General features: G+C 58.2%; 15 protein-coding genes and 1 pseudogene. 3 read left to right on the top strand and 13 right to left on the bottom strand.

All coding sequences use genetic code 11. From position 1 onward, the window contains the following. The first annotated feature begins 86 nt into the window (after nucleotides 1-86). Nucleotides 87-803 carry a variant leucine-rich repeat-containing protein gene (locus BBPC_RS07290; protein WP_407921911.1) on the top strand — a complete coding sequence of 239 codons (717 nt, stop codon included), beginning with the start codon at nucleotides 87-89 and terminating at the stop codon, nucleotides 801-803. A 167-nt stretch (nucleotides 804-970) separates the two neighbouring features. Here BBPC_RS07290 and BBPC_RS07295 read toward each other — a convergent pair whose 3' ends face one another. The 5 genes from BBPC_RS07295 to BBPC_RS07315 all read right to left on the bottom strand — a co-directional run bounded on the left by BBPC_RS07295 (nucleotide 971) and on the right by BBPC_RS07315 (nucleotide 11,324). After that, complete coding sequence (locus tag BBPC_RS07295; RefSeq protein ID WP_033524356.1) at nucleotides 971-1,627, bottom strand: FHA domain-containing protein; 657 nt, start codon at nucleotides 1,625-1,627, stop codon at nucleotides 971-973. Between the two features lie 224 nt (nucleotides 1,628-1,851). Further along, entirely contained in the window at nucleotides 1,852-5,865 is a 4,014-nt protein-coding gene (locus BBPC_RS07300; RefSeq protein ID WP_004221340.1) for a DNA-directed RNA polymerase subunit beta', read from the bottom strand. A 91-nt stretch (nucleotides 5,866-5,956) separates the two neighbouring features. Beyond that, entirely contained in the window at nucleotides 5,957-9,517 is a 3,561-nt protein-coding gene (gene rpoB / locus BBPC_RS07305; protein ID WP_033524361.1) for a DNA-directed RNA polymerase subunit beta, read from the bottom strand. A 163-nt stretch (nucleotides 9,518-9,680) separates the two neighbouring features. Further along, nucleotides 9,681-10,328, bottom strand: coding sequence for a hypothetical protein (locus BBPC_RS07310; RefSeq protein WP_004221335.1), 648 nt, complete (start codon nucleotides 10,326-10,328; stop codon nucleotides 9,681-9,683). Between the two features lie 51 nt (nucleotides 10,329-10,379). Beyond that, nucleotides 10,380-11,324, bottom strand: coding sequence for an HhH-GPD family protein (locus BBPC_RS07315; protein WP_226557296.1), 945 nt, complete (start codon nucleotides 11,322-11,324; stop codon nucleotides 10,380-10,382). 19 nt (nucleotides 11,325-11,343) lie between these two features. On the opposite strand from BBPC_RS07315, the gene BBPC_RS07320 reads away from it, so the two are divergent. Further along, on the top strand, nucleotides 11,344-12,009 hold the full coding sequence (locus BBPC_RS07320) for a tRNA (cytidine(34)-2'-O)-methyltransferase (protein WP_004221334.1): 666 nt from the start codon (nucleotides 11,344-11,346) through the stop codon (nucleotides 12,007-12,009). A 363-nt stretch (nucleotides 12,010-12,372) separates the two neighbouring features. Here the strand turns inward: BBPC_RS07320 and BBPC_RS07325 are convergent, their stop codons facing one another. The 6 genes and pseudogenes from BBPC_RS07325 to BBPC_RS07350 form a co-directional block, all read right to left on the bottom strand. Further along, complete coding sequence (locus BBPC_RS07325) at nucleotides 12,373-13,737, bottom strand: PFL family protein (RefSeq protein ID WP_004221323.1); 1,365 nt, start codon at nucleotides 13,735-13,737, stop codon at nucleotides 12,373-12,375. Between the two features lie 39 nt (nucleotides 13,738-13,776). Further along, on the bottom strand, nucleotides 13,777-14,049 hold the full coding sequence (locus BBPC_RS07330; protein WP_004221322.1) for an ACT domain-containing protein: 273 nt from the start codon (nucleotides 14,047-14,049) through the stop codon (nucleotides 13,777-13,779). A 282-nt stretch (nucleotides 14,050-14,331) separates the two neighbouring features. Then, nucleotides 14,332-14,541 (bottom strand): annotated as a pseudogene (locus BBPC_RS07335) (DHA2 family efflux MFS transporter permease subunit); the annotation flags it as partial. Between the two features lie 179 nt (nucleotides 14,542-14,720). Next, nucleotides 14,721-15,971, bottom strand: coding sequence for a galactokinase (gene galK / locus BBPC_RS07340; RefSeq protein ID WP_004221309.1), 1,251 nt, complete (start codon nucleotides 15,969-15,971; stop codon nucleotides 14,721-14,723). 31 nt (nucleotides 15,972-16,002) lie between these two features. Further along, entirely contained in the window at nucleotides 16,003-17,253 is a 1,251-nt protein-coding gene (galT, locus tag BBPC_RS07345) for a galactose-1-phosphate uridylyltransferase (protein ID WP_004221307.1), read from the bottom strand. Nucleotides 17,254-17,258: 5 nt separating this feature from the next. After that, nucleotides 17,259-18,062, bottom strand: a complete 804-nt coding sequence (locus BBPC_RS07350; RefSeq protein WP_033524326.1) for a DeoR/GlpR family DNA-binding transcription regulator — start codon at nucleotides 18,060-18,062, stop codon at nucleotides 17,259-17,261. Between the two features lie 190 nt (nucleotides 18,063-18,252). Between BBPC_RS07350 and BBPC_RS07355 the strand changes: the two genes are divergently transcribed. Next, nucleotides 18,253-19,401, top strand: a complete 1,149-nt coding sequence (locus tag BBPC_RS07355; RefSeq protein WP_004221302.1) for a quinone-dependent dihydroorotate dehydrogenase — start codon at nucleotides 18,253-18,255, stop codon at nucleotides 19,399-19,401. A gap of 124 nt (nucleotides 19,402-19,525) precedes the next feature. Here BBPC_RS07355 and BBPC_RS07360 read toward each other — a convergent pair whose 3' ends face one another. Continuing rightward, on the bottom strand, nucleotides 19,526-20,662 hold the full coding sequence (locus BBPC_RS07360; protein WP_004221301.1) for an NADH:flavin oxidoreductase/NADH oxidase: 1,137 nt from the start codon (nucleotides 20,660-20,662) through the stop codon (nucleotides 19,526-19,528). 193 nt (nucleotides 20,663-20,855) lie between these two features. Further along, nucleotides 20,856-23,159, bottom strand: coding sequence for a transglycosylase domain-containing protein (locus tag BBPC_RS07365; protein WP_004221298.1), 2,304 nt, complete (start codon nucleotides 23,157-23,159; stop codon nucleotides 20,856-20,858). Nucleotides 23,160-23,176: the final 17 nt, after the last annotated feature.

Here is a 23,176-nt window from a genome sequence, read left to right on the forward strand (position 1 = left end):
AATGACAATCGTCAATAATCGGATTTGTCACGTTATATCAGCGTATTCAATACAATATTTACAGAACACGAGATAAGGAGATCATGATGGTCGATTTCGATGCCGCGGTGGCGGCCGTGCAGGATCCGAACGCAGATCCCGTGTTTCTGGCGAAAATCGCTTACGAAAATCCGGAATTCGGCGCGAATGTGGTTGCCAATCCGCGTGCGTACCCAGGCCTGAAGCGTTGGGTCGCCCAATTCGGCGATGAGCGCGCACGACAGCAGCTGGTCGCGATGGGGTGGCCGGTTCCGCAGGACGGAATCATGCAGCAGGAGGCCGAGACGGCTTCTGAACAGGCGCAATACCAGATGCCAAGCGAGCAGGCGCAATACCAGATGCCAAGCGAGCAGGTGCAATACCAGCAGCCGCAGCAATCATCGGAAGTGCAATATCAGGCGCAGCACCAGCCGCCGGCAACCCAGCAATGCCAGCCTGAACCGTTTGCGGCAACACCTGCATCGAATATGGCGAACGATGCTTCGACGGAATACGTCGACCCATATACCAACCCCGCAGACCTGTCTGAAGTGGCTGATTTTTCGCCGATTCAGCCGCAAGAGCCAGTCGCGTCGAATGCTGGTTTCACCGCGGAATTGGCCATGACCACGGAAGATCAGATGCTGATGGCTGAAATCGCAAGCAAAGCTCCGGAGCTGCACCCCTTCCTTGCGCGCAATCCGCATATCTACCCGGATCTGCTCAACTGGCTTGCCAGTCTCAATGATTCCGCCATCAACGCAGCCATCCGTCTGCGACGGTAACCCTTGGTAGAACTTGGCAAAAGCCCGACGAAAGCCGCCAAACAAGGCCTAATAAGGCCTAATAAAAGCCGCTTGCATTGGTAAGCTTTCGTACCATAATATGTTCGTTGCGCCGTCATCCTCATTTATGGATTGACGACGCAACATGTATCGCGGCGCGAAGGAAATCAGCGCTGTTCGAAAGTGAAGAACTGGTCTCCGATACGCACCGTGCAAGGCGCGTCAAGCTTCATCGGCTTGCGTTCGACCTTGATCTCCTCATTGCCTTGAATGATGTACGTGCCGTTGAGCGAACCGTAATCCTCGATCCACAATACGCCATCCTGATCGAAGCTGATCGCCGCATGATTGCGTGAGATGGTGCGCGTCGGATCCTCCAACTTCACGAATTTCGCACCTTCCGGCACTTCAGCGGAAGGCTTGCGCCCCAGCAGCACACCCATATCGACGATCACTTCCTGGCCGGTCTGCTCGTTGTAAAGCACATACTCCAGCTTCGGCTGCTTCATGGTGAACGCCGAAGACAGCACCGTGCCATCCCAGTCGATGTCATCATCGTCATTGACCGGTTCGACGTCGGACGGTTCCAGCGCTGCGGCAGCCTGTTCCACCGGCTGTATGTTCGCCGCATACGATTCCGCGGATTCCTGCACATTTTCCAATGCTTGGAATGCTTGGGATTCCGGTGATTCGTATGTTGGCTGCGATGTTGGCTGCGACTGCGCAGCCTCCGCCATGGCGGGCTCAACGAGAGAAGACATTACTGTGGCATCATCGTCATACCAACCTGGTTCAGGTGGAGGCGGATATGGAAGAAAGCTCATACCTTCATTGTAATTTGCCATGCGATTTTGCGATGAAGATATCCGCTCTGCAATACGTACGGTTCCGCAATAGGCTGACTGTTGTCGTAGGGATCGCAGCAACTGCAGTTCCGCATTAAAAATAGTTCCGCATTAAAAAATGGGGATCAGCTGTTTCCAGCCAATCCCCATTCATGTATTGAGATGATTTCAGACGTTATGCCATTCCATCATCGCTTTTCGGATCACAGGGTGTCGCCCAAATCCATCTGACCGCCATTGTCGTCCAGGAAGTCATCCGGATTGAAGTCGTCGCCGAGCTTCAGATCTCCGAAGTCGATGTTCGAGAAGTCGACTTCGGACAGATCGGCGTCGCCGAAGGCGGCATCGGACTCGTCGCCACCCAAACCGAAGTTCGGGTAGATGGTGTCGCGAATGGCCTTGTCAGGCTCGACCACGGCGTTACGGTAACGGGCAAGGCCGGTACCTGCCGGGATGAGCTTACCGATGATGACGTTCTCCTTGAGGCCCTTGAGGTCATCGACCTTCTGGCTCAGAGCGGCTTCGGTAAGCACGCGGGTGGTCTCCTGGAAGGAAGCCGCGGACAGCCAGGAATCGGTTGCCAGCGAGGCCTTGGTGATGCCCATCAGCTCCGGACGACCGGCAGCAGGCTTGCCACCTTCCTTCACGGCCTTCATATTGGCGGCCTTGAAGCGGGCCTGATCCACCAGTTCACCCGGAAGAAGGTCGGTATCGCCGGAATCGATCACCGTGATACGACGCAGCATCTGGTGCACGATGACCTCGATGTGCTTATCGTGGATATCCACGCCCTGGGAGCGGTACACGGTGTGCACTTCCTCCACAATGTTCACCTGGGCAGCACGCGGGCCGAGGATGCGCAGGATCTTCTTAGGATCGACGGAGCCTTCGATCAGCTGGGTGCCGGCTTCGACATGATCGCCGTCCTTGACCATCATCGGGGCGCGACGGGTCACCGGGTAGGCGATCGGCTCGACGGAATCGTCGTCCGGCTTCAGGATGACCTGACGGCCGCGCTCGGTGTCTTCCACCTTGACCACGCCAGCGAACTCTGCGATCGGGGCCTCACCCTTCGGAGTACGGGCTTCGAAAAGCTCGGTAACACGAGGGAGACCCTGGGTGATATCGGATGCGGAAGCAACGCCACCGGAGTGGAAGGAACGCAACGTCAGCTGGGTACCAGGCTCGCCGATGGACTGTGCGGCCACGATGCCAACGGCCTCGCCGACATCCACCAGCTTGTTGGTGGCCAGCGACCAGCCATAGCACTTGGCGCACACGCCGCGCTTGGATTCGCAGGTAAGCACGGAACGGGCCTTGACCTCTTCCACGTCGTGGGCAACAAGATCGTTGAGCACGTCCATGGACAGCGCGTCACCGGCCTTGTACAGCACGGTCTCGCCGTCGGCGGGATCGATCACGTCGGTTGCGAGCAGACGGGAGTACGGACCGCCATCGGCGGCCTTGACCAGATGCAGGTTGCCTTCAGCATCACGCTCGCCGACCTTCATCGTCAGGCCACGCTTGGTGCCGCAATCCTCTTCGCGCACGATTACGTCCTGGGAAACGTCCACCAGACGACGGGTCAGGTAGCCAGACTCTGCGGTACGCAGTGCGGTATCGGCCAGACCCTTACGTGCACCGTGCTGGGAGATGAAGTATTCCAGCACGGACAGGCCGTCACGGTAGTTGGACTTCACCGGTCGAGGAATGATCTCGCCCTTCGGGTTAGCCACGAGGCCTCGCATGCCTGCGATCTGGTTGATCTGCATCATGTTTCCTCGTGCACCGGACTGCACGATGATAGCCAGGTTGTTCTTGGAGTCGAAGTGTTCCTCGACCGCCTCAGAAACCTCGCTGGTGCACTTGGTCCACAGGTCGATGAGTTCCTGACGGCGCTCCTCTTCGGTGAGCATACCGATTTCGTAGTTCTCGTTGACCTTGTCGGCTTCGGCTTCGTACTTCTCGATGTACTCGTCGCGCTCGGACGGCTGGATAACGTCGGAGAACGCGAAGGACACACCGGACCACGGTGCGCGGGTGAAGCCCATATCCTTCAGCGCGTCCAGCGTTGCCGCCACCTGTGCGGTGGAGTAACGGGTTGCGATGTCGTCGACGATCTTGCTCAGACGCTTCTTCGGAGCCTGATCGTTCACGAACGGGTAATCCACCGGCAGCGTGCTGTTGAACAGAATACGGCCATAGGAGGTTGCGAAAAGCACGGAACCATCATGGAAGCGCTCTTCCTTCACCACGGCCGGGCTGCCCGGTTCCGGATCGACGACTTCGATTTCGCTCGGCTCCCAGCCCTTCGGCAGCACAAAGTCTTCCGGAAGGCGGATAAGCACCTTGGCCTGCATGTCGATCTCATGCTTGTCGAGGGCCATTTCGGCCTCTTCCAGCGAGGAGAACACGCGGCCCTGGCCCTTGGCACCGTCGATGACGGTGGTCAGGTAGTACAGACCGAGGATCATATCTTGGCTCGGCATGGTCACGGTGTGGCCGTCAGCCGGCTTCAGAATATTGTCGGAAGCCATCATCAGGGAGCGTGCTTCAGCCTGGGCTTCAGCGGACAGCGGCAGGTGGACTGCCATCTGATCGCCATCGAAGTCGGCGTTGAATGCGGCACAGGCAAGCGGCGGCAGGTGGATGGCCTTGCCTTCCACCAGAATCGGCTCGAATGCCTGAATACCCAGACGGTGCAACGTAGGTGCACGGTTCAGGAGCACCGGATGCTCGGCGATGACCTCTTCGAGCACGCCCCACACTTCGGAGTCGCCGCGGTCCACGAGACGCTTGGCGCTCTTCATGTTCTGGGCATAGTTGAGGTCGACAAGGCGCTTGATGACGAACGGCTTGAACAGCTCGAGGGCCATCGGCTTCGGCAGACCGCACTGGTGCATGCGCAGGGACGGACCGACCACGATCACGGAACGGCCGGAATAATCCACACGCTTACCGAGCAGGTTCTGACGGAAACGACCCTGCTTACCCTTGAGCATGTCGCTCAGGGACTTCAGCGGACGGTTGGAGGCGCCGGTGACCGGGCGGCCACGACGACCGTTGTCGAACAGGGAATCGACGGCTTCCTGCAGCATGCGCTTCTCGTTGTTGAGCATGATTTCAGGAGCGCCGAGCTCGATCAGTCGCTTCAGACGGTTGTTACGGTTGATCACACGACGGTAGAGGTCGTTGAGATCGGAAGTGGCGAAACGGCCACCGTCGAGCTGCACCATCGGGCGCAGATCCGGCGGAATGACCGGAATCACGTCGAGCACCATGGCCTCCGGCTTGTTGCCGGTGGTCAGGAAGGCGTTGACGACCTTCAGACGCTTCAGGGCGCGGGCCTTGCGTTGGCCGGTACCGGTGTCGATCTCTTCGCGCAGCTGCTTGGAAGCGGCTTCAAGATCGAAGTCCTGCAGGCGCTTCTTAATGGCTTCGGCGCCCATGCAGCCTTCGAAGTAATCGCCGTAGCGGTCTTCCATCTCACGCCACAGGTCGACGTCGCCTTCCATGTCGCCCGGCTTCAGGTTCTTGAAGCGGTCGAACACGGCGCTCAGACGCTGGATCTGCTCGTCGAAACGAACGCGGATGGCGGCCATTTCACGCTCGGCGCTGTTGCGCAGCTTGGCGCGTGCGGAGCCCTTGGCTTCGCCTTCGGCCTCAAGTTCAGCCAGATCGGCTTCGACCTTCTTGGCACGCTCTTCGATTTCCGCGTTGCGGCGCTTCTCCAAGTTGGCGATATCGTTGTCGAACTCGTCCTGCAGACCCGGAAGATCCTCATGACGCTGTTCCTCATCGACGCTGGTGACCATGTAGGCGGCGAAGTAGATGACCTTTTCCAGATCCTTCGGAGCGATGTCCAGCAGGTAGCCCAAACGGGACGGAACACCCTTGAAGAACCAGATGTGGGTCACCGGAGCGGCAAGCTCGATATGGCCCATGCGCTCACGACGAACACGGCTCTTGGTGACTTCCACACCGCAGCGTTCGCAGACGATGCCCTTGAAGCGCACGCGCTTGTACTTGCCGCAGGCGCATTCCCAGTCGCGGGTAGGTCCGAAGATCTGCTCGCCGAACAGGCCGTCTTTCTCCGGTTTCAGGGTACGGTAGTTGATGGTTTCAGGCTTCTTGACCTCACCGTGGCTCCAGTTACGGATGTCGTCGGCGGTGGCCAGGCCAATCCTCAGTTTGTCAAATGCGTTGACGTCCAGCACTCTATTGTCCTGTCTATCGATTCTTAATGCTTAATCACGTTTCATCAGGCTGGTCGCGCCGCGCTGTCAGGCAACGCGACCAGCCTTGGGATCACTGGAATTCAGGTTCTTCCACAACCTGGTCTTCCTTGGCGGCCGCGTCAGGACGTGCGCCAATGTTGAAGCCCAAATCGTCGGAGGAAGTAGACGGATCGTCGTCCTCGTCCTTCATGTCGATGGCCACGCCTTCGGCGTTGAGCACTTCGACGTTCAGCGACAGGGACTGCATTTCCTTAAGCAGCACCTTGAAGGATTCCGGAATGCCTGCCGGCGGCAGGTTGTCGCCCTTCACGATGGCACCGTAGACACGCACGCGGCCGTCGACGTCATCGGACTTGGTGGTCATCATTTCATGCAGCGTGTAGGCGGCGCCATAGGCCTCGAGGGCCCACACTTCCATCTCGCCGAAACGCTGGCCACCGAACTGAGCCTTACCGCCCAACGGCTGCTGGGTGATCATGGAGTACGGGCCAGTGGAACGCGCGTGGATCTTGTCGTCGACCAGGTGGTGCAGCTTCAGCATGTACATGTAGCCAACGGAGATCGGCTTCGGATACGGTTCGCCGGTACGGCCGTCGAACAGCACAGCCTTGCCGTCGTCGCCGACCAGCTTGTTGCCGTCGCGATCCGGAAGGGTGCAGGACAGCAGGCCCTTGATGGTTTCCGGACGAACGCCGTCGAACACCGGAGTTGCCACCGGAGTGCCCGGCTCGCCCTTTTCGGCGCCCTGCGGAATGTACTTCTTCCAAGCGGCTTCGGTATCCGGATCAAGGGAGATGTCCCAGCCGGCGTGCGCGATCCAGCCCAAGTGCAGTTCCAGCACCTGGCCAAGGTTCATTCGAGAAGGCACGCCCAGCGGGTTCAGCATGATGTCGACCGGAGTACCGTCGGCAAGGAACGGCATATCCTCTTCCGGCAGAATGCGGGAGATAACACCCTTGTTGCCGTGGCGGCCAGACAGCTTGTCGCCCTGGGTGATCTTACGATGCTGCGCGATGTAGACGCGGATCATCTGGTTCACGCCGTTCGGCAGCTCGTCGCCGTCTTCCTCGGCATCCTCGCGAGTGATCTCCTTGACGGCGATCACCGTACCGGTTTCGCCGTGAGGCACGCGCAGCGAGGTGTCACGCACCTCGCGGCTCTTCTCGCCGAAGATGGCGCGGAGCAGACGCTCTTCCGGAGTCAGCTCGGTCTCGCCCTTCGGGGTGACCTTGCCCACCAGAATGTCGCCGGCTTCGACCTCGGCACCGATGCGAATGATGCCACGCTCGTCGAGGTTGGCCACCGCGTCCTCGCCGACGTTCGGCAGATCGCGGGTGATCTCTTCGGCACCCAGCTTGGTTTCGCGGGCGTCGATCTCATATTCCTCGATGTGGATGGAGCTCAGGGTGTCGTCCTGCACGAGACGCTGGGAGATGATCACAGCATCCTCGTAGTTGTAGCCGTTCCACGGCATGAAGGCGATGAGCAGGTTCTTGCCCAGTGCCATTTCGCCCTTCTGGGTGGCCGGACCATCGGCAAGCACGGTACCGGCTTCCACACGTTCGCCGTCGTGGATCAGCGGAACCTGGTTGTAGCAGGTGGTCTGGTTGGAACGCAGGAACTTGGCCAGCTTGTAGGAGCTGGTGGTGCCGTCGTCGTTCATCACACGGATGATGTCGGCGGAAACATACGTCACCACACCCGGCTTCTCAGCCAGAATGACATCGCCGGAATCGACGGCCGCACGCCATTCGGCACCGGTGCCCACCAGCGGGCGCTCGGATTCGATCAGCGGCACTGCCTGACGCTGCATGTTGGTACCCATCAGCGCTCGGTGGCCCTCATCGTGCTCCAGGAACGGAATCAGGGAGGCGCCGACGGAAACCATCTGACGCGGGGAAACGTCCATGTAGTCAACGGAGCTGACGGGCACATCGACTGCTTCTTCTTCGCCGACTCGGGCAAGAGCCTGCTTCTTGACGAAGTTGCCGTTCTCGTCGAGTTCCTGGTTGGCCTGTGCGATCACGTGCTCGGCATCGCGGTCTGCGGTCATGTATTCGACCTCGTCGGTCACATGGCCGTTGATGACCTTACGGTACGGGGTCTCGATGAAGCCGAACGGATTGATGCGGCCGAAGGTTGCCAGAGAACCGATAAGACCGATGTTCGGACCTTCAGGAGATTCGATCGGGCACATACGGCCGAAGTGGGACGGGTGCACGTCTCGCACTTCCATGGATGCGCGGTCACGAGACAGACCGCCAGGGCCCAGAGCGGACAGACGACGCTTGTTGGTGACGCCTGCCAACGGGTTGTTCTGATCCATGAACTGCGACAGCTGGGAAGTTCCGAAGAACTCCTTGATGGTGGCGTTCACCGGACGAATGTTGATCAGGGACTGCGGGGTGATGGCCTCCGGATCCTGGGTGGTCATACGTTCGCGGACCACACGCTCCATACGGCTCAGACCGGTACGCAGCTGGTTCTGGATCAGTTCGCCGACCTGGCGGATACGACGGTTGCCGAAATGATCGATATCGTCGACGTCCACGCGCAGATCCACATCCTGGCCGTCACGCTTGCCCGGGAACTTGGTGTCGCCGGCATGCAGGGTGACCAGGTACTTGATGGTGGAGATGATGTCTTCGCGAGACAGGCTGCGATCGTTGACATCCTTTTCCAGACCAAGCTTGCGGTTGATCTTGTAACGGCCAACGCGGGCCAGATCGTAACGCTTGGTGTTGAAGTAGAAGGAATCCAGCAGGTTGCGGCCAGCTTCCGGCGTCGGGGTGTCGGCCGGGCGGATCTTGCGGTACAGATCGGTCAGAGCCTCGTCCTGGGTCTGCACGGTCTCCTTGGCAAGCGCGTCCATAACCAGCGGGTAATCCCTGAACGCATCGGCGATCTCATCCTTGGTCATGCCGATGGCCATGAGGAACACGATGGCGGACTGCTTGCGCTTGCGATCCACGCGCACGCCAAGCACGTCACGCTTGTCGATCTCGAACTCAAGCCATGCGCCACGGCTCGGGATGATCTTCGCGCCGAAGACTTCCTTGTCGGAAGTGCGATCCTGGCTGCGGTCGAAGTACACGCCCGGAGAACGCACCAGCTGAGACACGATCACTCGCTCGGTACCACCGATGATGAAGGTGCCGTGCGGGGTCTGCAGCGGGAAATCGCCCATGAACACGGTCTGGGACTTGATTTCGCCGGTGTCGCCGTTTTCGAATTCAGCGTTCACATACAGCGGCGCGGAGTAGGTGTAATCCTTCTCCTTGCACTCCTGCACGGTGTGGCGCGGTTCTTCGAAATACGGATCGGAGAAGGTCAGGCTCATGGTCTGAGCGAAGTTCTCGATCGGGGAGATCTCCTGGAAGACCTCATCAAGACCGGAGGTGTGGGGCACGGTGTTGGTGCCGTTCGCCAGATCCTCCTCGACACGCTTCTGCCAGCGCTCGTTGCCGATGAGCCAGTCGAAGCTGTCAGTCTGTACACCCAACAGGTAGGGTACATCAATGGGCTCGCGGATGGAGCCGAAGTTCACACGGTCCGACGCCTTGTGCAGATCAATATCGTGCTGGTCGGCGCGTGCGATGATGGTGGTGGTGTTCGTCGTAGCCTCAGCCAATGGACGTTCCTTATCGCTCGCTAAATCGTTTCGATATGTTTCCCCGGAAGCGCTCCCATTGGCCACCATATGCCTAGTACGCGGGCGCTTCTTCCTTGTCAGCGTGCCCGCTATATGACACGCATGTACGCAAAGTCATGAGAATAACATATCCTATAGATTTTTATTCAATAGTGACGCCGACCGGATCGGACTTCGCTTTGGGATGCCCTTCAATCGAAAGCTGCGCCGAATACACGCCACGATCCACCTTCGGCAGGGTGGATTGATCCTCCACGCATTCGCTGCCAGTACGCGTTCCCGGCCAGGTGATCGTCTGTCTGACCTCGTCGCCCTTCGCCAACAGACGATAGTCGGTGTCAACGGGGCACACATTCGACTTCCAAACCACATCATCGCCCGATTTGATCGTCAACACCACGCTGGAAGCCGACACATCAACCAAGCAACCAACCTTGCTGGAACCGTCATATTTGACGTCCGTAGTGAAATCCATCGAATCGCCCACACCGAAACTTGACGCCGCAGGAGTCAACGAAAGCGCGACATTGGACGCATCGCAATCCGGCACCCCGCTTTTCTTCTCCTTAGTCGGGGACGGCACTTCCTTACGGGAAATCGCATACACGTCCGCATGATGAATCTCACGATTCACCGCGACAATCCCCCTCGACAGGGAGTACAGGCAAAACACCAGAAAAGAAATCAGCACTATCGCAGCGATGCCGACGACGATGCGACGGCGACGAAATATCGCCTGCTGTTTTTTCGAACGTTTCTTGCCGGATTTCGAGGACGTCTTCTGTGCCATGATTTCACAGTCTAGCGTGCGCACATCCAAAGAACGTCGGCATTCTTCCTTTCATACCGGAAGACGCACATCCGCATTCGGCAGGATTTCGATAAGACCATCCTCATCCAACGATGCGATGCACCGATCAAGCTGGATATGGTCATCCCACAGTCGTTCAAGCGACTTGCGATTAAGGGCGGTCGCACCTTCCGGCAGATTGCGCAGCGCATTCAGCACCAGCCCACGCACCTGACGATCCGTACCTTGGAAACGTTGACGCGGCCGCGTGCGACGTTCCCCCAATCCCGGACGACCATTATGCAAAAACACGCAATGTCCCGAAACAGGGCACGCCTCGCACAACGGAGCCTTTGCCGTGCAGACGGTCGCGCCCAATTCCATAACGGACTGATTCCACACCACTGAAGGACGGTCGAACCGTCTGCATTTTGAGGCATCATCCTGCGGCAACATCTGCTTCGCCAACGCACGTTCCGCAGGTCTTGCGGCGCCGCCAAGCGACTCCTCGCCAAGAAAAACCCTCGAAAGCACCCTGCGAATATTCGTATCCACCACCGCGATGCGCTCACCAAACGCGAAACTCATCACCGCGCTGGCCGTATAATCGCCGATACCCGGCAATGCCAGCAACTCATCGTACGTACGCGGCAGCTTGTTATCGTAATCGGAAGCGACCACGCGGGCGCATTCCTGCAATCGCAAGGCGCGTCTCGGATAGCCGAGCCTGCCCCAAGCCGTGATCACATCCGCTTTCGCGGCATCGGCAAGCGCGACCGCATCAGGCCAGCGTTCCATCCAATCGTTCCAATACGGTACCACACGGCTCATCTGCGTCTGCTGGCTCATCACTTCGGAGACAAGCACGCCCCACGTAGTAGTGCGGCCGAAACGCCATGGCAGGTCACGCGCCGAAGCATGCCACCATTCGGCAAGCGCGTCCGCCACAGCTTCAGCATTTTCAATTTCGGTATTAGGCTCGTTCGTGTCGTTCATCGTACCTATTCTTGCATTCATGACGAACGAAGAGCATACCAATGACGCGCAAGGCGCAACCGCAGAGGAAGCCAAAGTCGAGAAAATGTTCGAATACGGCTACCGCAAGTCGAATTATGGGCCGGACGAACTCGTGACCGACGCGCACGGCAATCCGATTTCCGTGGTCGACGCGATGCTGTCAGCCGAAGACGCGGCCAAAGCCGAAACCTCCACGCCCCACTTGTGCTACTACTCCCCCCGCATTCCGGGCAATACCGGTTCGGCAATCCGCCTGTGCGCGGTGACCGGCACGATCCTGCATTTGGTGGAGCCGCTCGGATTCAATCTGCGCGATACGAAACTGCGCCGTGCCGGACTGGACTACCACGACATGGCCCACGTGGTATTGCACCCGAATTTTGAGAATCTGGTGGAATCCATGCCGAATTCGCGCATCATCGCGTTCACCGCGCACGCCACCAAACTGTATACCGACATCGAATACAAGCCGACTGACATTCTGCTGTTCGGCCCGGAGCCGGGCAATATTCCCGATCCGATGGATATTATGGCCGGTCCGCACGTGGCCGAACAGGTGCGATTGCCAATGCGCCCGAGCCTGCGTTCCCTGAACCTCACCAATTGCGCATCCATCGCCATCTACGAAGCCTGGCGCCAACTAGGCTTCGCCGGCGGCCAGTGATCCCTCCCCCGCCTGCCAACTTTCGTTTCAATTCATTACCTTATGGATATTGGGGACGCAGTAGGGCGGGATATTCCATTCGTGACACACTCAAGGCCGTTCGGCCAAGCCTACGGTCCCGAACGGAATATCCCGCCCTACTGCTTGCTATGGCACACAAACCAACGTGTTGCAAACAAAAAGCAAGCGTCAACCTAATCTGATGTGAAGCGCAACATAAGCGGGGAGCCGGCATGTTCTGTTTCAGACCGTAAAGACTTGGCCTGAGCGGCCCGGAGCGTGTCGGGAATAGAATATGCCGGCTCCCCGCGACCTTCCGCAACCAACGCAACCACTGCGAAAGATGCGTAGGGAAGAGAGGGGCTAGTTTTTGAAGCTGTGGATTGGGGCGGGGATGCGACCGCCTCGGGTCACGAAAGCTTCGCAGCTGGTCTGGTTGACTGGAATGATCGGCGCATAGCCCATCAGGCCGCCGAAGTTGGCCATCTCCCCTACGCCTTTGCCTTCAACCGGAATCACGCGCACAGCCGTGGTCTTCTGGTTGACCATGCCGATCGCGGCCTCATCGGCAATGATGCCGGAAATGGTGGATGCGGTGGTGTCTCCCGGAATGGCGATCATGTCAAGTCCGACGGAGCACACGCAGGTCATGGCTTCAAGCTTTTCGATCTTCAGGCAACCATTGGTTGCCGCATCGATCATGTTCTTGTCTTCGGAGACAGGGATGAACGCGCCGGACAGTCCGCCGACGTAGGAGGACGCCATGATGCCGCCCTTCTTCACCTGATCGTTGAGCATGGCGAGCGCCGCGGTGGTGCCCGGTGCACCAACCTGTTCGAGGCCGATCTTCTCAAGCACTTCGCCGACGGAGTCGCCTACGGCCGGGGTCGGTGCGAGGGAAAGGTCGATGATGCCGAATGGAATGCCGAGGCGACGGGATGCCTCCTGTGCCACCAGCTGGCCGACGCGCGTAATCTTGAACGCAGTGCGCTTGATGGTTTCGCACAGGAATTCGAAGTCCTTGCCCTTGGCCTCGTCCAATGCACGGGAGACCACACCCGGGCCGGAAACGCCGACGTTGATGACCGCGTCGCCTTCGGTTACGCCATGGAAGCCACCTGCCATGAACGGGTTGTCGTCGGGGGCATTGCAGAATGCCACGAATTTCACGCATCCGTAAGAATCGTTATCTGCGGTGGCATGTGCGATGTCTTTGATGATGTGGCCGAGCAGTTCGACGGAGTTCATGTCGATGCCGGTCTTAGTGGATCCCACGTTGACGGACGAGCAGACAATGTCGGTTTCGCTCAGCGCCTTCGGCAGGGAGCGGATGAGCAGCTCTTCGGCGGGGGTCATGGACTTGGATACGAGAGCGGAGTAGCCGCCGATCAGATCGACGCCGACCTTCTTCGCCGCCTTGTCAAGCGCATGCGCGATTTTCACGAAATCATCCGACGTTTTGCACGAGCTTGCGCCGACCAAGGAAATTGGGGTGACAGTGATGCGCTTGTTGACGATCGGAATGCCGTAGTCGCGTTCGATGGCTTTGCCGGTGGATACGAGATCCTTGGCGTACGTGGTGATTTTGTTGTAGATGTTGTCGCAGACTTCGTCGACGCTGTCGGCCGCGCAGTCCAGCAGGCTGATGCCCATGGTGATGGTGCGTACGTCGAGCTTCTCCTGCTCGATCATCTTGTTGGTCTCGTGGACCTCCATGATATTCAGCATGATGTGTTCCTTCGCTCCTTACCGATGAACCCTGATGGATCAGACGCGGTGCATCTTGGTGAAGATCTCTTCACGCTGGCAGCGGATGCGCACGCCGATCTCTTCGCCGAGCTTGTCGAGATCGTCCACGACCTCGCCGAATTCCTTGTCGGTGTTGGAATAGTCCACAATCATCATCATGTTGAAGAAACCGTCGATGATGGTCTGGGAAATGTCAAGCACGTTGACCTGATGCTCGGAAAGGTATGTGCAGACGCGTGCGATGATGCCGACAGTATCCTGACCGACGACGGTGATGATTGCCTTGTTCATGGAACTCCCTAAACGTTAGGTGCGAATATCCAGTTACCGTCTCGGCAAAATGCCGGACGTGCCTTAAGTATAGAAAAGGCAGATGTCAAAAAAGTCGTTTTTTCGGCAATCGCATTACATTGTGAGACGATTTCTTCCGTCAAACCGGTTTCAAAAGTTGCGGAAAGTCGTTTTTTGGAATATCTGTTTTCGACGTGAAATCGGATTTCATAAAAGAAAAGCGCCTGCCGATCGTTTGGAAATACGATTTCGGCAAGCGCTTTTTACAATATGTCATGCGATTCACTTTTCGCTGATCTTGTCTTCTTTCAGGAAGAAGGAGAAGACCAGCACGATGACGATCAGCACCAAGCCGAACACATAGCCGTAGCGGGATCCCGCAACGAAGCCTTCCGCATCGGTGGCGCCGGAGCCCATCGACAGCAGGCAGGTGGCGATGGACGTGCCAATCGCGCCGAACACCTGCTGCATGGTGTTAAGAATGGTGGAGCCGCAGCTTCGGCATCTCATCAAGCTAGCCGTATCTGGTCTACGGCATCGTGCCTGCTGGCCATCGTCGTGAGATAGCTGTGCACCCATCTGGCCCACAAGTGAATCATGAAAAACGCGCGTTGGCGCACGTCCTTTTCATGGACGTGCGCCAACGCGCGTTTTTGCATCAGCGTCTGCGATCAGGCCTCGCGGCTCGCGGAAGCCGCAGCGAACGCCGGCAAGGCGCGAGGTGCGTTGAAACCTTCCTTTTCGAAGCGGTCAGCAATCTTCTGTGCGATCTCGTGCCCCTGGCCCTTATCCACCAGGGCGATGATGGAGCCACCAAAGCCGCCGCCGGTCATACGCGCACCATACGCACCGTTGGCACGGGCCACGTCCACGGCAATATCCAACTCGGGCACAGTCACTTCATAATCCGCAGCGAGCGAATCATGAGACGCGTTGAACAGTCGGCCGGCCTCGTCGATCTTGCCGTTGGCGAAGGCACGCACGAAGGAGTTGACACGGGCGATTTCGGTGATGACGTGGCGCACGCGCTTCTTCATCGTGTCGTCTTCCAGCTTGTCGAGCGTTTCCTTGAGCGCCTGGAACGGATCGTCGGACTTGGCGATGCTGTCGGCGACCACACGCAGGTTGGCCACGCCGAGGATTTCGGCGGCCTTCTCGCAAGTGGCGCGACGCTGGGCATACTGTCCGTCGTTGAGCTGGTGCGGAGCCTGAGTGTCAAGCACCAGCAGTTCCAGACCGTACTTGTCGAGATCGAATTCCTGCTGGGAGACGTTCTCCAGCGGGCTCAGCTCTGGACGGCAATCAAGACGCAACGCATGGCCGAAAGTGCAGCGCATGGATGCGTTCTGATCGAGCCCACCGGTGGACGCGCCCGCCATGTCGTTTTCCGACTTGATGGCGGCGTTGATCAGCGTCACACGACCGGCATCGGATGCGCCATAACCCAAACCGTACACGTCATCCAACGCCAAGGCGGTGGAGCAGGTCATGGCTGCGGAGGAGCTCAGACCGGATCCGAGCGGCACGCAGGAGGAGAATGCCGCATCGAAGCCCTGCACCGCATCGAAGCCGGCTTCGCGCAATGCCCAGGCAACGCCTACCGGGTAGGCGGCCCAGCCTTCCACGCCACCGGCCTGCAGGCCGTCGAGGTCGGCTTCGGTGACGTTTTCGGAGTCAACGTCGGAAACCACGCGCACCTTGGTGTCTTCACGCGGCTTGAGCGCGATGAACGTGCGGTGCGGCAGTGCGATCGGCAGGCACAGGCCCGCGTTGTAGTCGGTGTGTTCGCCGATCAGGTTCACACGGCCCGGTGCGGCCCATACGCCAGCCGGCTCCTCACCGTAGGTGGCACGGAACAGATCGGTCGCGTTCTTCACACCCTCGTCGTGCGAGAGCGGCTCAATGAATTCAACAGCAGTCATTGGTGTTTTGTCCTTTGGGTTTTATTGGCTTTCAGCCTTCGATATCGATTGGTCCGAGCTCGTGGAAGCGCTTGGCGATGAGTTCCGGCGTGGTGTCGGAAACCCATGCGGCCATGCCGGATTCGGATCCGGCCAGATACTTGATCTTGTTGGCTGCGCGGCGGAACGAGAAGAACTGCAGGTTCAGGCGGTAGTTTTCACGGCGTGCGTCGTGGATCGGAGCCTGATGCCATGCTGCGATGTACGGCAGGTCCATGCCCTTGCCGTCACCCTTGTCGAAGAACGCGTTGCCGCGCTTGAGCAGGGTGGAGTACATGACGGCCAAATCCCAACGTTCCTGGTCGTTGAGCTCGTCGAGGGTGAGCACGTCGCGCACCGGGGCCACATGCACCTCGAGGGGCCAGCGGGCTGCGGCTGGCACGTAGGCCACCCAGCTGTGGTTGCGCATGACGACACGCTCCCCGGCCTCGATTTCGGAGTTCATGAGATCCTTGAGCAGGTTGCCGCCGGTCTTCTCATGGTAGGCTTCGGTCTGCTTGAGTTCGGCTTCCATCTTCGGCGCGATGAACGGGTAGCAGTAGACCTGTCCGTGAGGGTGCGCCAGGGAGACGCCGATTTCCTGTCCGTGGTTTTCGAACGGGAAGATCTGTTCGAGGCCTTCCATCTTGGAGATTTCGGCGGTACGGAACGCCCACGCTTCCACGACGGTGCGCAGACGGGAGACCGGCAGGTCTGCCGGCAGACCGTCTTCATCCGGGTCGAAGCAGATCACTTCGCAGCGGCCTGCAGCAAGCTTCTTCTCCCACAGCGGGTTGCCGTTGACGTATTCCACGGCTTCGGAACGGCCCGGCACGCGAACCATCGACGGGAAGCGGTTTTCGAACACGACCACGTTGTAGTCGGTGTCCGGCACTTCGCCGTCTTGGTACGGGTCGCCCGGCTTGCGTGCGGCCAGCGGGTTGCCTTTGGCGGTGGCGCCAGGGCCCGCGGTGATCGGACGGTTCATGCGTGCGGTCGCCATAGGAATCCAGTCGCCGGTCAGTGGATCGCGACGCATTTCCGGAGCAGCGTACGGCACTTCCTCACCGGCCGCGTTGAGCTGATTGGAGAAACGGTATGCCAGCTGACGAGGATCGTTCAGTTCGCGCGTCTTCGCGCCGGAAACGTATTCCGGATCATCGTCGAGGTAGAAGAAAGCGCGGCCATCGGCGAGCGTGGTCGGCGTGATGCGAATGTGCTCCTTCGCGTACTCTCCGGGAGTGTAGTTTGCGAATTCACTCATTATGGTTATTCACCTTCCTGAATAGGCTCGCTCTGGTGTGCCAGCACGAGCTCTTTAACCAAATCCCTTGTTTTCCCAACCGAATCGGGGTCTAGTCCATCATCGGTAATGACCGTGTCCACCTGGTCGAAGCGTGCGAAAAGCGACAATGATGTGCAGCTCCACTTGGTGTGATCGGTCAAAATTATGGTGCGATCGGCAATGTCCATCATTGCCATATCGGTTGCGGCCTCAAGCGAGTTCGGCATGAGGAAGCCGCGCGGAATGGACACGGAATGCGTGCCCAGGAAGACTGTGTTGACGCGCAGGGAGGCCACCACTTTGTCTGCGATCGGGCCTACGAGCGAGTTGGATCGGGTGGTCACGCCGCCGGTCACGATGACTTCCACGTCTTTCGATTCCAGCGCCTGCACCAGTTCCGCCACCGGAATGGAGTTGGTGAGGATGGTGATCCCCGACGACTGCTGTGATTCCAACAGATGTTGCGCGAATACGTATGCGGTGGTGCCGCCGCCGATGGCGATCACGTCGCCGGGTGCCACATATTTGATGGCTTCCTGTGCGATGGCGTCCTTCAATCCGATGTCCATCTGCGACTTTACGGAGAACAGCGGCTCACTCAGCAGCGTGCTGGTGGTGACGGCGCCGCCGTGCACACGCTTCAGCAGACCCTTGTCGGCCAGATCGGCGATATCGCGTCGGATGGTCATGGCGGAAACGCCCAATTCCTTGGACAATGCGGTGATACGCACCGCACCGCGGGTACGCAACCTGCTCAAAATCAAATGCTGACGTTGTGACGATATCATTCGAACATTATCGCACATGTTCACTCAAAATAAAAACTGAGATGAGCGTTTCGCGCGTTTTCCTCACGAAAAAATATACTTGGCACTCCTGTAATCGTTCAAATCGAACAAAAACGAACGTCGACATCCCGTCAGCGAAATCAATCGACGTGTTGCTTTCCTGCGACAAACGGTGCGAGAATAGTGAACCATGACGTATGTTTCTGAGAATTTCTGGCACGATGCGGTGAACAAAGCCACCACAGATCTCTTCACCTTCGGCTACAAGCACATCATCAAGCCGCATTTCGTGTTCAATCAGACGCCCGATGTGGCGCACGACCAGATGATTCAGTTCTGCAAGATCACCAAGAACATTCCGCCGCTGATGTGGGCGTGCCGTGAAATGCTCAACTATTCCGACCCCGTGCTGGAAACCAGCGTGATGGGCGTCGACTTCGTCAATCCGTTCGGCCTTTCCGCCGGCCTCGACAAGAACTGCGAGATGCCGGTGCTGCTCGACAACGCCGGCTTCGGCTTCGAAACGGTCGGATCCACCACGTCTCGTCCGTGCCCCGGCAATCCGAAGCCGTGGTTCCACCGTCTGCCCGAATATGATTCGATGATGGTGCATGTCGGTCTTGCCAATGAGGGTTCGGAAATCGTTGTTCCGCGCGCGGAACAGGCTTGGACGAAGGCGCGCGACATGCAGATTTCCGTGTCGATCGCGCGTACGAATGATGATAAGACCGGCGATTTGGACGAAGGCATCGAGGATTACTGCATTTCGATGCGCCGCACGGCCGGTCGCACCGCCATGGTCGAAGTGAACATCTCCTGCCCGAACACGATGGCCGGCGAACCGTTCAATCAGAGCCCTGAAGCGCTCGACAAGCTGTTCACCGAACTCGACAAGATCGAACGTCCACAGCCCACGCTGGTGAAGATGCCGTTGAATAAGTCCTGGGAAGAGTTCAAGGATCTGCTTGACGTGCTTGCCGAACACAATGTGCAGGGCTTGTCGATTGCGAATCTGCAGAAGGACCGCGCCGGCATGGAGATTCCTCGCGATTGGGAGGGCGGACTGTCAGGTTCGCCATGCTATGAGGCCAGCAACGAACGCATCAAGCAGGTGTACCGCGAGTATGGCGACCGTTTTGCGATTGCCGGCATCGGCGGCGTGTTCACTCCGCAGCAGGCGTATGCGAAGATTCGTTCCGGCTCGTCGTTGGTCATGTTCATCAGCTCGCTGATGTATCGCGGACCGCAGCAGATCACCGTGTTGAAGCGCGGCCTTGCCGAACTGCTCAAGCGCGACGGATTCGACCATGTGAGCCAGGCTGTCGGCATCGACGCCTGATACCGATTATTTCAATCGGCAGCGAGCACCAAATAATAATGCGCCCTGCGACCGCCAACGCGGTGCAGGGCGCATTATTGTTGTTCGATTGTTGTTCGATATTACCTTGGTTTATTGGTTGCGTTTAGTATGCGCCACGCACATACTGCGGCTGGTAGGGCGCATCTTCGGTCGGAATACCGAGCTTGTGGGCGGCGCGAAGAGGCCAATTCGGATCACGAAGCGCCGCACGTCCGATTTCGATGGCGTCGGCGGCACCGGATTTCAAAATCTTCTTGGCCTGCTTCGGCTTGGTGATCAATCCGACGGCCGTGGTTGGAATTTCGGCACGCGAGCGCACCTGTTCGGCGAATGGAACCTGATAATCGGGTTTGACGGGAATGGTCACGCCCGGAATCATGCCTCCGGTGGAGACGTCCATCAGATCGACACCGTGCTTCTTCAGGACTTTGGCAAGGTTGACGGTCTGATCGAGATCCCAGCCTCCGGCGGCCCAATCGGTCGCGGAAACGCGCACCAGCACCGGCATGGTGTCGGGGATGACGGAACGCACGGCGTCCACGACTTCGACCAGTATGCGGATACGGTTGTCGAACGATCCGCCGTATTCATCCTCGCGCTCGTTGATCAGCGGATCGAGGAATTGCGACAGCAGATAGCCGTGGGCCGCATGAATTTCCACCGCGTCGAAGCCGATATCATAAGCACGCCAAGCGGCGTCGCGGAACTGGTCGACGATGGCATGGATTTCGTCAACGGTGAGTTCGCGAGGCTTGTCCAACGGCCCGAACGCGTTGGCGCTTGGCCCCACGGTCTGCCATCCGCCCTGCTCTTCCGGCACGCTCTCATGCTCGTATCCGATGGAGAAGCAGCCGGTGGAAGCCTTGCGTCCGGCATGGTTGAGCTGCACCGCCATCGTCGCGCCGGCGGCCTTCGCATCGGCAACGATCCAACGCCATGCGTCCATCTGCTCGTCGGCCCACAATCCCAAGTCGCACGGCGAAATACGACCCTCCGGCGTCACTGCGGTGGCTTCCACGATAACCATGCCGAAACCGCCCATGGCACGTGACACATAATGCTGGTAGTGGAATGGCGTGGGCAGGCCATCCTGGGCCAACGCGGAATACGTATCCATTGGCGGCAGCCAGATGCGGTTGCGCACGGTCATGCCACGCAAAGTCATAGGATCGAACAGGCCAACCGTGCCATTGGTTGTAGCCTTCTTCGACCGCTTCGCCTTCTTTTCGTCTTCGCTCATCGTAGTAGCTCCCCTCCGGTCGCACCTACTGGCTCCTTGCCGATCGGCTGAACCTTCTTCTTGTATTCCCCTTGAGCTTCTCTGGAGATTTCGTGCCATAAAACCGGCACTATTTGCATTCTACGCAGAACGCCCGCCGAGCGTGGCGGGCGTTCATTGATTGTTCACTTCCATTCGCTGAATTGCGGAAGCGTCACTCATCTTCGGTCTGCTGCTGATCCTGATCATCCTGCTGGTCGTTCTGCTGGCTTTGCTGCTGAAGCGACTGGTTCTGCTGCTGAATGATTGTGCTTTGCTGCTGGGTGGCATTCTGCTTTCCACCGCCGATCTTGGTGACCGTGCTGGATGTTGCGGAATACTTGGCCGCAGGCTGCCCATAATCGTTGTCAATCGGCAGCTGTTTGCGTTCCGCATAAGCATTCATAAAGTCACGCCATGCCGGGGCCGCGATGGTGGAACCATCCCAGTAGCTGTGGTACTGGCCGTTGATAGCGATATTCGCAATCGGGTGGCCAACCGGGTTCTGCACGTCACCGACGAGCACGAATGTGGCGATCTGGTTCGGAATGAAACCACCTGTCGTAACTAGCTGATCCTCGTGGGTACCGGTCTTGGCGAAGGTCTTACGTCCATTGGCTAGCTGTGCCACACCGCCTGCGCCGTCAGGACGGACAACGCCTTGATTCATGGCCCAAGCAAGCGTTTGGATGATTTCCGGATCGACCGCCTGATGGCAGTTCGCGGAAGGCACCTTAATATCATTGCCGTCCACATCAGTCACCTGCTTCAGCGCGATCGGATCGCACTGCACGCCATTGGACGCATATACAGCGAAGATGCTTGCCATCGTCAGCGGGGACACGTTGACGTTGCCGACCATCATGGCAGGCACGAATGATGAGGTCTTGTCGAGCGTCTCACCGGTATTCGCATCATGATAGCCAAGTTCAGTTGCGGTATCGGCAATCTTGCACAAGCCGATGATGGATCCCATGGAAGCCTGCGTGGTGTTATGAGACCTTGCCAAAGCCAATGCCGGCGTTTCCGGGTTCACCGTTCCATTGGTTATTGCGTTGGTGACGTTCCACGTATCAGTGCCGCCGGTATAACGATCGCATGCGAACAACGAGGTCGAATACCTCGTGGACGTCTGCAGGTTCTCGTTGACGGAATGTCCCGCTTCCATCCATGCCACCAGATTGACAGGCTTCCACGACGAGCCGATGGAGAAGCCCATGCCGCCGCCGTCTTCTCGATCCACGGCATAGTTCATGGAATCCCTGGTCTGGTCGTTCTGCGCCGCTTCGGTGGCATCATACGTTCGATTCAGACCGAAGCCCAGCACTTCTCCGGTACCCGGTTTGACGGACGCCATCACGATTTCCATGCCGGAGGAATCTTCCGGTGGGATGGTGTTGCGCGCGGTTTCGTTCAACAAGGTGTTGGCATCGATATCCAACGTGGTGACGATCTTCAGACCACCCTCTTTCAGCAGTCTTTCCCTGTCCTCGCTGGTCTTGCCGAATTCCTTGGAATTCAAAATCTTATGCACCACGTAATCGCAGAAATAGCCCGCATCATAGTCCGCGGCCATGCAACCGGTGGAAATAGGCTGGACATCAAGCGTATCTGCGAGCGGAGTATTGACCGCCTCTTGATATTCCGCATCCGAAATATAGCCCTGCTCGTTCATCAGCTGCAGCACGATATTGCGTTGCTTCTCGGATTCCGGCTGGTTCGATTCGACGGAAGGATCGTAAGCGTTCGGATTCTTGGTGATTGCCGCGATGGTGGCGGACTGCACGATGTTCAGCTGATCTGCGGTGGTGTTGAAATACCGCTTCGCAGCCGCCTGCACGCCATAGAGGCTATTGCCGCCAAACTGTGCGATATTGAGATATCCCTGCAAAATTTCAGGCTTGGAATACTGCTTTTCCATTTGCACGGAAATCAGCATTTCCCTCATTTTTCGTGCGATGGTATCTTCCGACGCATGGTATTGTGCGATCGGATCGTCATCCTGCTGCGCCTGCAGGATCAGCACGTTTTTGACATACTGCTGGGTAAGGGAGGAACCGCCCTGATGGTCGCCCTTCATATATGTTTGGACGAACGCGCGGAACACACCCTGCACATCAACGCCGCCGTGAGTGAAGAATCGTCTGTCTTCACGCGCTACCACGGCCTGCTGCATGTATTTGGAAATCTTCTTCAACGGCACGACTTCACGATTCTGATCCCAGAATTCGGTGATTTTCGTGGTGCCATCGGAAGCGTACATGGTCGACTTCTGCGGCAGGCTGGTCACATCAAAATCAATACCTTCGACCGACAGCGACGGAATAACCGCCTTGGCGACGCTGTTCGCGCCGAAAACCGCCGGTAGGAGGAACAAACTGGCGGCCACGCCGCCACCCACACTCAGCGTGATGTAGGCAATCACGAGTGCGAGCACACGTTGAACGGTCAAAGTCTTCTTTTCGGGCATGGTGCCCATTCTAAAGTGGTGGGTCT

This window comes from Bifidobacterium pseudocatenulatum DSM 20438 = JCM 1200 = LMG 10505 (assembly GCF_001025215.1).
Lineage (GTDB): Bacteria > Actinomycetota > Actinomycetes > Actinomycetales > Bifidobacteriaceae > Bifidobacterium > Bifidobacterium pseudocatenulatum.